Origin of the sequence: Glutamicibacter sp. NPDC090743 (genome assembly GCF_044769125.1) — a bacterium.
GTDB lineage: Bacteria > Actinomycetota > Actinomycetes > Actinomycetales > Micrococcaceae > Glutamicibacter.
Window position 1 is genome coordinate 51,996 of record NZ_JBIVXE010000006.1, and the last position, 13,624, is coordinate 65,619.

The following is a 13,624-nucleotide window of genomic DNA, read 5'->3' on the forward strand; positions in this document are numbered from 1 at the left end:
CTCCTAGCGGGTTGGCAGCAGGGCGGCGGCAACCTCTGCCTGGCACAGGTCGAAGGTCCCGATGACCGGGGTGGACAGCTGCGCATGGGCTTCCATCGCGGCCAGCGGGGAGGCCGTGAGCACCCCGGAAACCGCGGCAACATCCAGGCCTGCTTCGCGCAGGATCCGCTCTCCGGCCTGGGCGCCCAAGGCGTCCTGGGCGCTGAACAGCACGCGGTCTACATGCTCGGCGAAAATCGGGTCGCGCAGCAAGCGGGAAGTTTCGCCCTGGAACAGCCCGTCGGCGATCTCGATGACCACTGCGTCTGCGCCGGTGGCGCTTTGCTCGCGGATCATCGCCACCAGCAGGTCGCGCACGGTTTCGTAGTCCAAGCGGTAGGTGGTTGGGAAGCCGAAGTCGGTGAAGTCGCAGACGCTGAAGGCGCCGGCATCGGTGAACAGGTTCGGATCATTGCCGGCACCCGTGCCGGTGGCCTTGCCTGCGGCAACTTCCATGCCGGAGTTGACCAGTCCGTTGACCAGGCATCCCAGGGTGGTGGACTTGCCGGAGTTCATCGAGGTGCCCAGCACTGCGATCACCGGCGGGCGCGGCGCGGCAACCTGCGCTGCGCGCGGCGATGCGTTCTCGATGCCCAGTGGAGCGAAGTCCACCAGGTTCACGACCTTGCCGTGGCGCATCAGCAGGCCTGCGGGCTGCAGCTGTGTCGCCTTATCGATCGAGGCGTGCTGTTCGATGACTTCGCTGGCGACACCGCCGCCTGCAACCAGCTGGCATGGACCCAGGTTATCCGGCACATGGGCCAGGAACTGGTCTGGTGCGTAGCGGTGGCCGTAGGCGACCATGATTTCCTGTCCGACGAACATCAGCTGGCGTCGGGAAACCGGGGACTGCAGGCGCGTGTGCTTGCCTAGCTCGGTCACAGTCGCGATGACGACGTCACCGGCACGCGGCACCATGTTTGCGCGGCGCACGATCTCGAAATCCTGCGGATTGCGCTGCAGCTCGGCTGCAACGAAGCGGGTGGTGTAGGCAGCGCGGATGGTGCGGGCGCGCTGTGCATCGATCTGCTGCTGCACTTCATTGCGCGCTGCGGGGGTCTGCGTTGGAAGTGATTCTGCGATGATGGCCATCTGCCTATTCCTCTTTCAGTGTTTCCGGCCCGCCGTTGCGGTTTGCCGGTGCTGGCCGTGCTGCCAACGATTCCCAGTGAAACGAGCAATGGTTAACTGAAAGTGAACGGTTCATGAGGCGGCGAGGTGTATTCGATGAGAGGCCTATCATCTGCTTCTCATAAAGGCAGATCACCGCTTATTTACAGGCTGACTAGTGCATTAGAAAAAACTTGATGAGACTTCTCTCATGCGGGCCGCGGTGCGGTGAAATGCGTGACGCGCGCATCACGGGCATCCAGGTGCGAGTACGGATGCTTGGTTTCCAGCACCGTGGTTCCCAGGGTCGGATAGTTCATCGCCAGCTCGTAAACGGCTTCTTCATCCGAGTCCATTGCCGCCAAGCGCAGCGCCAATTCCTGGAGCACCGGCTGGTGCCCGATCACCAGCAGGTTGCTGACCGTATCGGGAACTTCATTGATGATGGAGCACAGCTGCGAGACTCCTGCGGTGAAAATGCGCGAATCGACATAGGGGGTCGGGCCCTTCTCGCCGAGTTCGGAAAGTACCCAGGCGCAGGTGGAGCGCGCACGCAGCGCGTCGGAGCAGATGATGTAGTCCGGTATCAGGCCATTCTCCACAAGCCAGGCTCCGGCGGCCGGGGCTTCGCGGTGCCCGCGGGCCGCCAGCGGCCGTTCGTGATCCGCGACGCCCAGCGGGTAGTCGGCTTTGGCGTGGCGCATCAGCATGAGCTTGCGGGAATGCATGGTGTTCATTGTTCCAGCTTAAGACAGCAGTGGCGGGCAAACCGAACCCGGTTTGCCCGCCACTGCTGCCAGCTGATGCTAGATGGAGTATTCCGGAGCTGCCCAGACAACAACTTCTGGGTGCTCGTAGAAGCGGTAGCCCTGGCCACGTACGGTGCGCACGGTATTGGCCAGGCGTCCCAGCTTGGAACGCAGACGACGGATATGCACGTCGATGGTGCGTTCGTTAGGGACTTCTTCGGCATTGCGCCACAGGTTTTCCAGCAGCTCTTCGCGGCCTACGGTGCGGGTGCCGTTTTCCACGAGGAAGTTCAGCAGCTCGAATTCCTTGAAGGTCAGGTTCAGGGTTTCGCCATCCAGGTAGACTTCGCGGCGCGAGAGGTCGATCAGCACGCCAGATGGGCGCGGGGTGGATGGACGGGCTTCAGCGCGTGGCCGGCGGGAAATCGTCGGATCGCCCAAAGCCTGGCGAACTACATCGATGGGCTCACCCTGGGCGCTAGTTGGAGCCAGTGCCACGGCGGCATGGGTCTGCGCTTGCGGCGACAAAGTGGCCAGGAAGGCGCGGACCTGGGTGGCCAGCTTGCCCAGCGAGGTGCCCTGCGCCTGGGCGGCAGTTTCATCCAGGCCCACGTAGAGCACGAAGCCGCGTGCGGAGGTGTCGGCGCTTGGCTGGCCTGTTGACTGCACTGGAGTGCTAGCCGGCTGATGCGATGCATCACGTGTTTCATGAACATTGGAAACCGCGCGCAGCGGACGGTAACCCGCTGGTGCATAGCTGCCAGAAGCTGAACGCTGCGCAGCTGCTGCGCGGTTCTGCGCATTGCGAATTGAAACGTGGACGTATCCGGAACCAGCCGACATAATCTTTTCCTCTTTTAGTGCGAAGGCCAAGTGGTTTGGCGCTCATGCTTCGGGTTTTGCTTGCGCTGTTCGCGGCCTTCGTCCACGTTCAGCAGTTGGGTTTCCCGTCAATAACTCCCAAGATCGGATTACAAATCACTCATAATTCGGCTTGGATGCCATGGACGCCGAGCATTCGTTGAGGACGATCTTGGGCAACTCGATGTTGGAATCCGAGGTGCTTTTACCGTCCTGCGCCGTACTCACACCTCTAGTTTCCTCGTAACATTGGCAACTTGCAAGTAACAATGAACACCTGCGTCCACATAGTGAGACGAATGTTTCCAAACGTGACGCACAACACTTTAGACAATTCTAGGCTACCTAAGCGCTTAACTAAACAATATGGTCAACATATCAATAGAACTTCGTCATTATGCCCGGTCCATTCATAGGCCTGAATATTCATTCATCACTATGGTCCGTCCACGCTTCAATCATTCGTCGTTCTTAGGGGTTGACCAAATTAACCACTATCGGTTCGGGTTTTCCCCGCATAAAATCGACTTATAGTCATAGCTGGCACACAGCAAAAACATATTCTCGGCCCATGGCAATAGGACAAGCTGATTAACATGAATGAATCACGATTCTCCCCTTCGCAATTGCCCCGGCTGACTCACCCTGATGGCACGGCAATCAAAGTTCTCGTGGTCGATGATGAACCTTCATTGGCGGAATTGGTCGCCATGGGAACCCGCATGCTCGGCTGGGAAGCCACGATGGCCCACGATGGGCCCGAAGCAGTAGCCACCGCTCGCTCCCTGGCGCCGGACGTACTGGTTCTCGACTGGATGCTGCCTGGGTTCGACGGCCCCGAGGTGCTGCGCAAGGTGCGCACCCACTTCCCTGAAATCCCCGTACTTTTCCTCACTGCCAAGGACGCGGTTGAAGACCGTATCGAGGGCCTGGGGGCCGGTGCAGACGACTACGTCGCCAAGCCCTTCAGCCTCGAAGAGGTCCTGATCCGATTGCACCGACTCGTGGAACGTTCCGGTGCGGCCACTGCGGATTCCGCTGAATTGGTCGTCGGCGATCTGGTGCTGAACATGGACTCGCACGACGTATCCCGCGCAGGCCGCGAAATTTCGCTGACCGCCACCGAATTCGACCTGCTCAGCTACCTGATGAACAACGCCCGCCGTGTGGTATCCAAGTCGCAGATCCTGGACAACGTCTGGCACTACGATTTCGACGGCCAGGCGAACATCGTCGAACTGTACATCTCGTACCTGCGCAAGAAGATTGACGTTGACGCGGAGCCGATGATCCACACCGTGCGTGGCGTTGGCTACGTGCTGAAGCCGGCTGCATGAGTTTCTTTTCCCCGAATACCAGGGTGAGCTCGCCGCACGCGCTGCAGCGCAAACTGCTGCTCATCCTGCTGACCTCGGTCACCGCCGTATCTGTCTTGCTCGGCCTGCTCTATAACGCGGGCATGCGCCAGACCTTGATGGACCAGCTCAACAGCCAGCTGCGGCTCACCACCGAACGCGCGCTGAATTATTCGCAGGGTGCACCAGCGGTGAACTCCCGGCTTGATGCCCCCGGCCAGTCCGCCGGCACGCTGACCGCGCGGTTCGTCGACAAATACGTCTTCAACGGCGGGGTGCTGGACGAACGCACCGGCGTGCTGAAGCAGCTGAGCCAGGAAGATGCCATCCCGATGGTGGATCTGGAGCTGAGCACGTTGCGTGCCGGCGGGCAGTTCAAGCCGGTACGTGCCCACCTGACTGTGGGCGACTATTACCTCGTCGCAGTCAAGGACTCTGGATCCAACGGCATCCTGATTGTCGGTTTGCCCCTGCACAGCACCGATCTGGCGTTGCGCGGCATGGCCTGGCTGACGCTGTTCATCGCCTTGATCCTGATCGCCGGTGCGGGCCTGGCCGGTTCGTGGCTGATCTCCCGCTCGCTTGCCTCGCTGAAGCGCGTGGCCACCGTGGCTGCTTCGGTTGCCGCCGAAGAGCTTGATTCAGGAAAGGTGGACCTGACCCAGCGCGTCCCGGCGCAAGATGCAGTCCCCGGTACCGAGGTGGGCAATGTCGGCAATGCGCTGAACGCGATGATCAGCAACGTCTCCACCGCGCTGACCGCCCGCGAGAAGTCCCAGGCCCAGATGCGCCAATTTGTCGCCGATGCCTCGCACGAACTGCGCACTCCGCTCTCGGCGATCCGCGGCTACACCGAGCTGCTCTCGGCCACTGAGCATTTCTCCCCGGACGGGCAGCGCTCGGTGGACCGCGTTCTGCAGCAAAGCAGCCGAATGAGCTCACTGGTTGAAAATCTACTGCTCCTGGCTCGGCTGGATGAGGAGAATGCGTTCAAGCGCAGCGAAATTGACCTGTGCTCGCTGACATCGGATATCACCGAGGACTTCAAGCTCACCGCGAGCGACCACCATTGGGAGTTCGACTGCCAGGCGCCGCAGACCATCGTCAATGGCGACTCGGCCTCGCTTCGCCGGGTGATCACCAACCTCTTGGCCAACGCCCGCAAGCACACGACGGCCGGAAACACCGTCACCGTTTCGGTGGACCAAGACGAAGACACCGATGAAGCCATCATCCGGGTTCACGACACCGGTGAGGGCATTGCCCCGGAATTCCTGCCTCGGGTCTTCGAACGTTTCACCCGCGCCGACAAGGCGCGTTCTGGCTCCGATGGCACGACCGGGCTGGGCCTGCCGATCGCCAAGAGCATCGTCGAAGCCCACGGGGGCACCGTCACGGTCACCTCCCAGCCAGGAGATACCGTCTTCGAGGTCCGGCTTCCGTTGGACACGCCCGAAACCGGTGAAGAAACGCCGAAGGCTGCGGTGTAGTCACCGCAGCCTTCGGGCACATCGCTTAGCTGGAACTAGGCAATGGGCGGGGTCACGCCATACAGGCGGTCGCCGGCATCGCCCAGGCCTGGGATGATGTAGGACTTCTCGTCCAGCTTTTCGTCCATCGCTGCCAGCACGATGTGCACGCGATGATCGCCACCGTGGATTTCCTTCAGACGCTCGATGCCCTCAGGGGCAGCGATCAGGCAAATGCAGGTAACGGATTCTGCGCCGCGTTCGAAGATGAACTTGATGGCCTCGGCCAGGGTGCCGCCGGTGGCCAGCATCGGATCCAGCACGAACACTTGGCGGCCGGCCAAGTCATTTGGCACGCGGTCAGCGTAGGTGATGATGTCCAGGGTTGCCTCGTTGCGGGCCATGCCCAGGAAGCCGACCTCAGCGGTCGGAACCAGGCGGGTCATGCCTTCGAGCATGCCCAGGCCGGCGCGCAGGATGGGGACAACCAGCGGGGTCGGCTTGGCAATGGAGGTACCGGTGGTGGTGGCGACCGGGGTCTGCACCTCAACGTTTTCGGTTTTCACCTCGCGGGTTGCCTCATAAGCCAGCAGGGTGACCAGTTCGTCGGTCAGCTGGCGGAAAATCGAGGATGGGGTGTTCTTATCACGAAGAACCGAAACCTTGTGTGCCACCAGTGGGTGGTCGACTACCTGTACGCGCATAAGTAGAAATCTATCAGCACCGACTCAGGCAAATCGAGAGATATCCCCGATTTCCCGCCGTTAAAGCACTTTGGTGTGCCCAAGGAAACAGCAAACTTCAGTGCAGTGCGCAGTGCACCACACTCCGAGCACCCGGCTACCGTCCCAAAACACGTAAAGTGAAAGCACTATGGTGCACGAATTTGATGCTTGGATGGACCTCGCCTTGGCTGAAGCGCGCGAAGCGCTGGCTACTGATGACGTACCCATCGGCGCCGTCATCCTCTCCCCCGAAGGCGAAGTCCTGGCCACCGGACGCAACGAGCGCGAGGCCATCAAGGACCCCACGGCGCATGCCGAGGTGGTCGCCATTCGCAATGCGGTCAAGGCCTTGGAAGCCAAGGGACAAGATGATGGCTGGCGCTTATCCGACTGCACCCTGGTGGTGACCCTTGAGCCCTGCGCCATGTGCGCCGGGGCAATAGTCCTTTCGCGCATTCCCAAATTGGTCTTCGGGGCCTGGGACGAGAAGGCCGGCGCGTGCGGCTCGGTCTTCGATATCGTCCGTGAACCGCGATTGAACCATTGGGTCGAGGTGTACTCGCGGGTCAAGGAAGAAGAATGCGGTGACCTGTTGCGTGAATTCTTCCGGAGCAAGCGCGGCTAGAAACCGACGTTGATGTGTTTCGGAACACTTCAGGCCAAAAACAGCGCTCTCGTTTTTGTTTTCGCCTGATGTTCGTTATAGAGTTATCAGGTCTGGTGACGTGTCCGAGCGGCCGAAGGTGCAACACTCGAAATGTTGTGTACGGTAACCCCGTACCGTGGGTTCAAATCCCACCGTCACCGCCAATGAAAACCCCTGGTCAGCCAGGGGTTTTCTTCTTTTAAAGATTTGACATGGTGCACTTATGGTGCATATTTCACCGGAGGGTAGTTACGACATGCCCATCCTTCGTTGTGAACACGGCTACCACCACCATGCAGGCCCGCACGCCTGCGACTGGGTGAACCACAACGAAGAATGACCATACTGGGCATCGCGCAAGCAGGACGAAAAAGATCTCTAGCCTCCCGCCGGCTGCCGCACCTGCTGCGCGCGCTTGCCCTCAGGAAGCCGGGCACAGAGAAAGGTCCCCCTGCTGCTGTATGCGGCAAGGGGATCTCTTCGGGTTAGGCTCAGCGGATCTGGACATTGCTCGTCTCGGCTCATTCGACGAACGAGCCGGCGTTACCTACTATCGTGAAGTGCTGGTCTTCGAGTGGTGGCGGTAGTTGGTGAACGCCAGGATCAGCGCTGCTAGCAGCAGTACTCCGCCAACAGCCCATCCAACCACGGCGTAGTCGGTAAGCTGAGGGACCCGTGGCAGGTTGATCGCGGCTACCGCAAGGAACAGAAGCACCACTACGGTGCTCTTCCTGGCGGCAGACGAATTGCTAGGTTGCTTTGTCATTTGCCGTTTCCTTTCTCGTGCCTAGCTGGCACCGCTCAGGCACTGTCCTACGGATGCGCCAGCAACAGCGGTGAAACTAGCCACGCAGATGATGCAGCCTGTTCCCACGGTAACAGCACAGAACGCCGCACAGGTGGAGATGATCACGAGCGCCGCCATGGTGGAGATGCCCAGCGCGTTGAGGCACTTGATCACACCTTCGTTGCCAGCGGCCGCAACGCCCACCGACGAGCCTTCAGGAGACATGGCGCTCAAGGCTTTCGCAGCCCGAGCTTCAGCTTCGGGAGTAGCTTCAACAGTCCACTGCTTGAGCAAACTCCCATCGACCCACTGCTTCACCTCGGCAGTGCTGTCGCTGGTGTACGTGGCTTGAACCTGTGCGAAGCTCTGGACAACGTCTCCAGCAGCGTCAACCACGGCAACGGCGAAGGAGCCCTCGTCGTGGCCGTCCCCAGACGTAGCCGCTGCCACCATCAGCGAACTGGAGCCATTGATCCGGGCGACGTTTGCCTGCTTGATATCGACTTCTGCACCGTTTCGCAGCTGAGCATCGAAACTCGGTTCGGCACTTGCGATCGCCCGCTCGACAGCTGACTCCGAAAGCGGCTCGTTGTTTAGGAACGAACCTTCGGAAGCGTTGACCGGACTAGCAACCGCGAAGAGCATCGCCCAGCCTGCAACCATCGCGATGATTGCTTTCGAGATCTTTTTCATGTTGACCACTTCCTATTTCTGGGCCTGGTCGATGCAATATCCTACCTGACCGCCCCATACGCCCGCGGCTGCGGCGATGCAAGGCAGTTGTTGAGCTTGTCCCAGAAACCGGCATATGTGGTGACGTTGTTTTCCGCGCCAGCTGTGGTCAATTGCTTGCCCATGGTCAGATTTCCGTCGACCCACATGCGGGCATGACCAGATACGTCGTCGCCAATGAAAGCCATCTCTGTGCGCTGCGCAACGTTGCCAGACTTATCAAGCAGCGCACCGACTGTGGCGAGCTGAACGCCGTCGCCAACGAGCGGGTAACTGACATACGATGTCCCGTCGGACATCGACCATGCCTGAACGTCTGAACGATCGACCTTCAGGCCTGAGAGCGACTCCGTTGGAAGATCAGCGCTGTTGGCCAACTGAACAGCCTCGGACTTTGGCAGACTCTCGGCATTCTCGCCAAAGCTGGCAATGCTGGTCACGGCCGGAGACGAAGCGGCCGCCGCTGGCTTCGTCAATGCAGTACTCAGAGTCAGGACCAGAGAAGCGATTGCCACGAACGCGATCGCAAGGTACGTGACCCCGGAGCGGAATTGTTGTCTTGATGTTGGGATTGGAATGCAGTGGTCGTCATTTGACCGGACCGCAATCGAGTGAAGTTTAAGCTTCACGACTATCACCTTTTGAATGAATCGAAATCTACATCCTCGTAAAGATCGGCGCATCATCTGCCGTGCCAAGCGGGGGTCGACCGGAATCGCGCCACCGAATCAAAAGTCCTCGCTCTGGATCGGATCTCCCCAGAAACGAGCACGTTTAATAATCATCATTAAATAAGAACGGCGTAAATACTACTTAAGTAGGAGGGCAAAACCCGCCTCGGATTACTCGATGGTCGGCAGAAGGGCAGATGGATGCTCGCCGAGACCACTGGCAATCTTCACGATGATGTCCAAGGTGGGATTCCTGCGACCACGCTCGATTCCGCTGACATAAGTCCGGTCGAGTTCAGGATGGTTGGCAAAGGCTCCTTGCGACGTAAACCCTTGGCTTTCCTCAACTCTCGGACCCGGTCGCCAAACGCGCGTCGATGCTCAGGAATGTTCATATATCAAGCTTTTTGATTATGACGACCATGAGACAACGGACTATGAGTCACAAGCACGAACATCTACGCTAGGAAGCCATGGCATCGATCACCATGCCGACAAAACGAATCCGAGCCCTGAGAGTACTCTCACGGACTGCTAAAGGTTTCAAATCCCACAGTCACCGCCAGAAAAACCCCGGGAATCAATGATCCCCGGGGTTTTGCTGTGCCTAGAGCTAGTTCGCGAAGGTATCGGTGAGCTTGCCCTTGGCATCCCACAGCGCCAGCGAGTCGCCACCGTTGTTCAGGATTCCCGGTCCGTCCACGTAGTAGGCTTCTTCGCTGTTGGTACCCGGACCCGAGTACACGCGCAGCTGATCGCCTGTCTCCAGCTCGTATCCTTCGCCAATTTCCAGGATGTTGTTAGCGGCATCGCGAATGATGTAGCCGCTGACATCGATGGTGCGCTTTCCGGTGTTCTCCAGGATCACGTGCTCGCCATTTTCTGGGGCGATGTCATCTCCCGGCACGTCATTGATCGCGTTGGCAATCACCACGCCATTGTTGGCAGGGAAATCCTTCTGGCCAGCGATGTGGCGGTTCACCTGTGCTGGGAAGTCGCCGGTGATTCGCTCGACACCCAGGGCCAGTGCAGCATCGGTTGCTTCGACGGCGTTGACGGTGTAGACGCCCAGGCCCAAGCCTGCGTCCTTCACGCGCTGCGCACCGGCGGCGTCAAGGGTGCGGTAGCTAGTGCCGAAAGAATCCGCGTAGGTCGCGTAGGTTGCCAGTTCCGCGGCAGAAGGCACGGTTCCGGCCAGCTGCTGCAGTGGTACTTCAGGTGCCAGTTGGGCAAAGATCTGGTTGGATGCTGCGTCGAAGCTGAGGACCTCGATCTTGTTGGCCTCTGCCAGTGCCTTCCATTCAGGATCCTCAGCCAGCGCGTCGGCTACCAGCTTCTCCACGCCAGGGGACTTGGCTGGATCTTTGATTTCGATGAATACTCCCGTGCCACCGGTCAGTACACCTGGAACCTCATCGAAATGGGGAATTTTCGTTCCCTCGAACTCGTCTGAGAAGTAGGAACCGGCATCGAGCTGCTGCAGTTCTTCCCAGGTAAATGACGTGATGGGGTCATTGACGCGGCCAGGGAAGACCTCTGCCACGTTCGTGGTGCGGGAGGGCGTACCGTCGTGGAAGATGAACGGTACTCCGTCCTTGGACAGCTGCACATCGATTTCGATGAATTCAGCGCCGGACTGGCTGCCTGCCTTGATGGCAGCCAAGGTGTTCTCCGGTGCCACGCCTGCTGCTCCGCGGTGGCCGATGATCAGTGGATCAGATCCAGTCGGTTCGATCTGAGCAGCCACGGCGGGAGCTGCCAGGGTGACGGCCAAAGCCAGAGTTGCCGTGCCAAGGGTGATATTGCGCAGTTTCATGGAGCACTTCCGTCGGTGTCATTGGTGTACACCTGCCATGTTTCCGCGCGCTGATGACTGCGACCCCACACTGAGCTGAATCAGAGATTAAGCTTTTCTACTCAATCTCATGCGTGCTGAACTGGGTTTCCAGATTCGTCCCGTTCAATTCAAGGTAGATTTGCCCCTCGGTCACCGAGACGGACATGGCATTGCGGCGCGTCAATGCTTGGGCCGCTGCATCAATGAATTTGGGGTCGAAGGAGCGCACCATGATCTCCTGCGACTGGTGGATCGTTTTGCCACGCCAAGAAGCCAGGAGCTTGGCAGGATCGCGGTGCGTGTAGACGGCGGTGCGGTCTGCCCGCTTGCTGCCCAAATGCAGGCGCTGGGCATCAGGGGCGCCGACTTCAATCCACGCGGTAATGAGTCCGGTCAGGTCCTTGACCAAAATGGCTGGCTCTTCCCCGGTGGAAACGCCTCCGGCCGAGAAGGCGATGCCTTCTTCATATTCGAGGCAGTAGGCCAGCACACGGGTGACCATGTAGGCATCGGTTTCTGATGGATGCTGCGCAACACGGAGCGAAAGATCCTCGTAAACCCCGCGATCTACATCAGCAAGTTGAACTTCAAAGGTGTGTATAGTCGCGCCGATAGCCATAGTTCTCGAGTTTACCGTGAACGCCGCAGCTCCATCGACGAGAGGTACGTGCGCTAAGCCTTCGCCTCGCAGTTTCGAACCACGAAGAATCCTGCCAGCGATGACAAGCTGGCCACGGCCGCAAAGATGCCAACCATTGGATTTCCGCTAAAGGAAAGCACCGAACAAGCAGCAAAAAGAATGGCAGAAACAACGAACAAAGTCTTCATAAATACATCCTATTTGATACAGCTCGCGGATAAAAGACATATCTAGGGGTGGCAGTTTTCTCACTCAGCCCCTTGAGCCACTGACAAAGGAGCTCAACAGTTCGGGCATGCAGCTACCGGGACTCCGTTCAATATCATCTGGCAGCCCGCGTCGCGCTATCCACCGGCGAATACCGAAAAGCCCGGTACGAGGTGCACGCGCACCTCGTGGTGCGCTCGCCCCAAGCACACGGAACCGCTACCGACGCCACGATTCTTCTTGGGCTTCACGTCCCGCCAGCACGGTCTTCCTTGAGACCCACCGGCCACCTGCTGGGGATCCGACGCCGGAGAGTTGCTGGATAATCTTTCGCCCGTTGCACTGCCTGGCGCAGATGTACGATTCCGGAGTGAAGACTGTGCGTTGGCCGCTGGCCGGATTCAACTGGGGCGCCGTATCCGCTGCGGTGCTCATCGGCCTGTCATTCGTCCCCGGGCTGGTACGGCAGGGCCTTGAGCTGGCGGACTCCCCCGATCACCCGCTGAATCTGCTTGGCATAGTGCTCGTGGTGTTCCAGGGCGGCTCGGTGGCAGTACTGCGCCACTGGCCGCATTGGTCTTTGACCCTCGCCTTCTCGTCGTTTGCCGCTTTACCAATTGCTCGAATTTCCCACCACATTCGCGGCTCTCGGTCTGCTGGTGGCCCTGGTAGGTGCCGGCGCGCTGGTGCAACGGCACCGACCTCTGGCCGTATCGCTGTTCCTTGCCGGCTACGTCCTGCTTGTCGCGGCCCTGATTCGGATTGACCCCACATTCACCGTGCCCGACGCCTTCGTCTTCGTCTTCGGAGCGTTGCTGGCTGCGCTGTGGATCTTGGGCTCGTGGCTTCGCGCGCAGTCCGCGATGCGGGTGATTTGTCCCGCGCCCCAACGCCGTAGCGTCTTGTTCACACCCACTAACGGGTAGCGAACAAGGAGCAAGAATGACAGAAGCTACCGAGAAATCCCCCTCCCTCAGGCAAAAATCTGGATCTCCACAACCCTGATGGTCACTGGAATGGCCATAGCAATGCTGATGGCCAATGCCCTGGCCGCGTGGCCACGCAATCCGGTGGCAGCCCTGATTATCGGACCCATCCTGGCCGTGGCAATGATCGGCCTGTTCAGCATTGCGGGACAACGAGTCGAACACCGCAAGGTAAAAGAATTCCCGAGGAGCAACGGCGTCCGCCATGTGCTGGTCGGGACAGGGCTCGGGGTGCTGATGTCCGGTGCCACAGTGGGCTTGCTTGCCCTCTTCGGCGCCTACGCGATCACCGGCTGGGGCTCTGTTTCCGGGATGCTGGCCGTAGCCGGAATGATGTGCGCTATCGCGGTGTCAGAGGAAGTATTCTTCCGCGGCGTCGTCTTCCGCTTGCTGCGCGGCCTCTGGGGCACAACGGTGGCGCTGGGTATCTCGGCCGTCCTCTTCGGACTGGTCCATCTGGTGAATCCGGATGCCTCATTGTGGGGCGCCTTCGCCATCATGATCGAAGCAGGAATCATGCTGGGCGCCGCATACCTGGCTACCGGATCCCTCTGGCTGGCCATCGGCGTGCACTTCGGCTGGAACTTCGCGATCACCGGCCTGTTCGGATCGGTCACCTCCGGCTCCGAAGCCCGCGAATCGCTGGTCACCGCGACCAGCAGCGGACCGGACTGGCTGTCCGGGGGAAGTTTCGGGCCAGAAGCCAGCATAGTGGCCATCTTGGTGTGCTCGGCAGCCATCGTCGTGTTCCTGGTTGTCGCCCGGAACCGCGCCAAAGCTAACTGAGGATTTCCAGCTCGCAGTTCGGAG

At 59.7% G+C, this 13,624-nt stretch carries 16 protein-coding genes, 1 tRNA gene and 1 pseudogene; 6 read left to right on the plus strand and 12 right to left on the minus strand.

What is annotated here, in order from left to right:
* Window positions 1–3 precede the first annotated feature (3 nt).
* The 3 genes from ACIQTS_RS13215 to ACIQTS_RS13225 form a co-directional block, all read right to left on the minus strand.
* Window positions 4–1,131, minus strand: coding sequence for a DUF1611 domain-containing protein (locus tag ACIQTS_RS13215; RefSeq protein ID WP_402473630.1), 1,128 nt, complete (start codon window positions 1,129–1,131; stop codon window positions 4–6).
* A gap of 227 nt (window positions 1,132–1,358) precedes the next feature.
* Window positions 1,359–1,886: a SixA phosphatase family protein gene (locus ACIQTS_RS13220; protein WP_402473631.1), complete on the minus strand. Its 528-nt coding sequence runs from the start codon at window positions 1,884–1,886 to the stop codon at window positions 1,359–1,361.
* Between the two features lie 69 nt (window positions 1,887–1,955).
* Window positions 1,956–2,741 (minus strand): winged helix-turn-helix domain-containing protein, encoded by a 786-nt coding sequence (locus tag ACIQTS_RS13225; RefSeq protein ID WP_105658819.1) that lies wholly within the window; start codon window positions 2,739–2,741, stop codon window positions 1,956–1,958.
* Between the two features lie 614 nt (window positions 2,742–3,355).
* Here ACIQTS_RS13225 and ACIQTS_RS13230 point away from each other — a divergent pair.
* Window positions 3,356–4,096, plus strand: coding sequence for a response regulator transcription factor (locus ACIQTS_RS13230; protein ID WP_105658820.1), 741 nt, complete (start codon window positions 3,356–3,358; stop codon window positions 4,094–4,096).
* A gap of 23 nt (window positions 4,097–4,119) precedes the next feature.
* Complete coding sequence (locus ACIQTS_RS13235; RefSeq protein WP_286172350.1) at window positions 4,120–5,604, plus strand: cell wall metabolism sensor histidine kinase WalK; 1,485 nt, start codon at window positions 4,120–4,122, stop codon at window positions 5,602–5,604.
* Between the two features lie 35 nt (window positions 5,605–5,639).
* Here ACIQTS_RS13235 and upp read toward each other — a convergent pair whose 3' ends face one another.
* Window positions 5,640–6,287, minus strand: a complete 648-nt coding sequence (gene upp / locus ACIQTS_RS13240; protein ID WP_105658822.1) for a uracil phosphoribosyltransferase — start codon at window positions 6,285–6,287, stop codon at window positions 5,640–5,642.
* Between the two features lie 169 nt (window positions 6,288–6,456).
* On the opposite strand from upp, the gene tadA reads away from it, so the two are divergent.
* Window positions 6,457–6,933 (plus strand): tRNA adenosine(34) deaminase TadA, encoded by a 477-nt coding sequence (tadA, locus tag ACIQTS_RS13245; RefSeq protein ID WP_105658823.1) that lies wholly within the window; start codon window positions 6,457–6,459, stop codon window positions 6,931–6,933.
* Window positions 6,934–7,027: 94 nt separating this feature from the next.
* Window positions 7,028–7,118 (plus strand) — tRNA-Ser (locus ACIQTS_RS13250).
* 386 nt (window positions 7,119–7,504) lie between these two features.
* On the opposite strand, the gene ACIQTS_RS13255 is transcribed toward ACIQTS_RS13250, so the two are convergent.
* From ACIQTS_RS13255 to ACIQTS_RS13290, 8 genes and pseudogenes are all read right to left on the minus strand, one after another.
* On the minus strand, window positions 7,505–7,720 hold the full coding sequence (locus ACIQTS_RS13255; RefSeq protein WP_133835086.1) for a hypothetical protein: 216 nt from the start codon (window positions 7,718–7,720) through the stop codon (window positions 7,505–7,507).
* A 21-nt stretch (window positions 7,721–7,741) separates the two neighbouring features.
* On the minus strand, window positions 7,742–8,434 hold the full coding sequence (locus ACIQTS_RS13260) for a hypothetical protein (protein ID WP_402473632.1): 693 nt from the start codon (window positions 8,432–8,434) through the stop codon (window positions 7,742–7,744).
* Window positions 8,435–8,475: 41 nt separating this feature from the next.
* On the minus strand, window positions 8,476–8,913 hold the full coding sequence (locus tag ACIQTS_RS13265; RefSeq protein ID WP_402473633.1) for a hypothetical protein: 438 nt from the start codon (window positions 8,911–8,913) through the stop codon (window positions 8,476–8,478).
* Between the two features lie 402 nt (window positions 8,914–9,315).
* Window positions 9,316–9,426: pseudogene (locus tag ACIQTS_RS13270) on the minus strand (helix-turn-helix domain-containing protein); the annotation flags it as partial.
* A gap of 331 nt (window positions 9,427–9,757) precedes the next feature.
* Window positions 9,758–10,960, minus strand: coding sequence for a glycerophosphodiester phosphodiesterase family protein (locus ACIQTS_RS13275; RefSeq protein ID WP_402473634.1), 1,203 nt, complete (start codon window positions 10,958–10,960; stop codon window positions 9,758–9,760).
* A 97-nt stretch (window positions 10,961–11,057) separates the two neighbouring features.
* Complete coding sequence (locus ACIQTS_RS13280; protein WP_402473635.1) at window positions 11,058–11,600, minus strand: YaeQ family protein; 543 nt, start codon at window positions 11,598–11,600, stop codon at window positions 11,058–11,060.
* A 53-nt stretch (window positions 11,601–11,653) separates the two neighbouring features.
* Window positions 11,654–11,809: a hypothetical protein gene (locus ACIQTS_RS13285; RefSeq protein WP_365943103.1), complete on the minus strand. Its 156-nt coding sequence runs from the start codon at window positions 11,807–11,809 to the stop codon at window positions 11,654–11,656.
* Window positions 11,810–12,270: 461 nt separating this feature from the next.
* Window positions 12,271–12,402: a hypothetical protein gene (locus tag ACIQTS_RS13290; protein ID WP_365943102.1), complete on the minus strand. Its 132-nt coding sequence runs from the start codon at window positions 12,400–12,402 to the stop codon at window positions 12,271–12,273.
* Between the two features lie 43 nt (window positions 12,403–12,445).
* On the opposite strand from ACIQTS_RS13290, the gene ACIQTS_RS13295 reads away from it, so the two are divergent.
* Together ACIQTS_RS13295 and ACIQTS_RS13300 are read left to right on the plus strand one after the other, a co-directional pair.
* Window positions 12,446–12,754 carry a hypothetical protein gene (locus ACIQTS_RS13295; protein WP_400291226.1) on the plus strand — a complete coding sequence of 103 codons (309 nt, stop codon included), beginning with the start codon at window positions 12,446–12,448 and terminating at the stop codon, window positions 12,752–12,754.
* A 90-nt stretch (window positions 12,755–12,844) separates the two neighbouring features.
* Complete coding sequence (locus tag ACIQTS_RS13300; protein ID WP_402473636.1) at window positions 12,845–13,600, plus strand: lysostaphin resistance A-like protein; 756 nt, start codon at window positions 12,845–12,847, stop codon at window positions 13,598–13,600.
* Window positions 13,601–13,624 lie beyond the last annotated feature (24 nt).

Excerpts from the sequence above, each read along its gene's own strand:
- ACIQTS_RS13220 (WP_402473631.1), bottom strand. The coding sequence starts at position 1,886 with ATGAACACCATGCATTCCCGCAAGCTCATGCTGATGCGCCACGCCAAA.
- ACIQTS_RS13215 (WP_402473630.1), bottom strand. The coding sequence starts at position 1,131 with ATGGCCATCATCGCAGAATCACTTCCAACGCAGACCCCCGCAGCGCGC.
- ACIQTS_RS13255 (WP_133835086.1), bottom strand. The coding sequence starts at position 7,720 with ATGACAAAGCAACCTAGCAATTCGTCTGCCGCCAGGAAGAGCACCGTA.
- ACIQTS_RS13290 (WP_365943102.1), bottom strand. The coding sequence starts at position 12,402 with ATGCGGCCAGTGGCGCAGTACTGCCACCGAGCCGCCCTGGAACACCAC.
- ACIQTS_RS13260 (WP_402473632.1), bottom strand. The coding sequence starts at position 8,434 with ATGAAAAAGATCTCGAAAGCAATCATCGCGATGGTTGCAGGCTGGGCG.
- ACIQTS_RS13230 (WP_105658820.1), top strand. The coding sequence starts at position 3,356 with ATGAATGAATCACGATTCTCCCCTTCGCAATTGCCCCGGCTGACTCAC.
- ACIQTS_RS13280 (WP_402473635.1), bottom strand. The coding sequence starts at position 11,600 with ATGGCTATCGGCGCGACTATACACACCTTTGAAGTTCAACTTGCTGAT.
- ACIQTS_RS13225 (WP_105658819.1), bottom strand. The coding sequence starts at position 2,741 with ATGTCGGCTGGTTCCGGATACGTCCACGTTTCAATTCGCAATGCGCAG.
- ACIQTS_RS13300 (WP_402473636.1), top strand. The coding sequence starts at position 12,845 with ATGGCCATAGCAATGCTGATGGCCAATGCCCTGGCCGCGTGGCCACGC.
- ACIQTS_RS13275 (WP_402473634.1), bottom strand. The coding sequence starts at position 10,960 with ATGAAACTGCGCAATATCACCCTTGGCACGGCAACTCTGGCTTTGGCC.
- ACIQTS_RS13285 (WP_365943103.1), bottom strand. The coding sequence starts at position 11,809 with ATGAAGACTTTGTTCGTTGTTTCTGCCATTCTTTTTGCTGCTTGTTCG.
- tadA (WP_105658823.1), top strand. The coding sequence starts at position 6,457 with ATGGTGCACGAATTTGATGCTTGGATGGACCTCGCCTTGGCTGAAGCG.
- upp (WP_105658822.1), bottom strand. The coding sequence starts at position 6,287 with ATGCGCGTACAGGTAGTCGACCACCCACTGGTGGCACACAAGGTTTCG.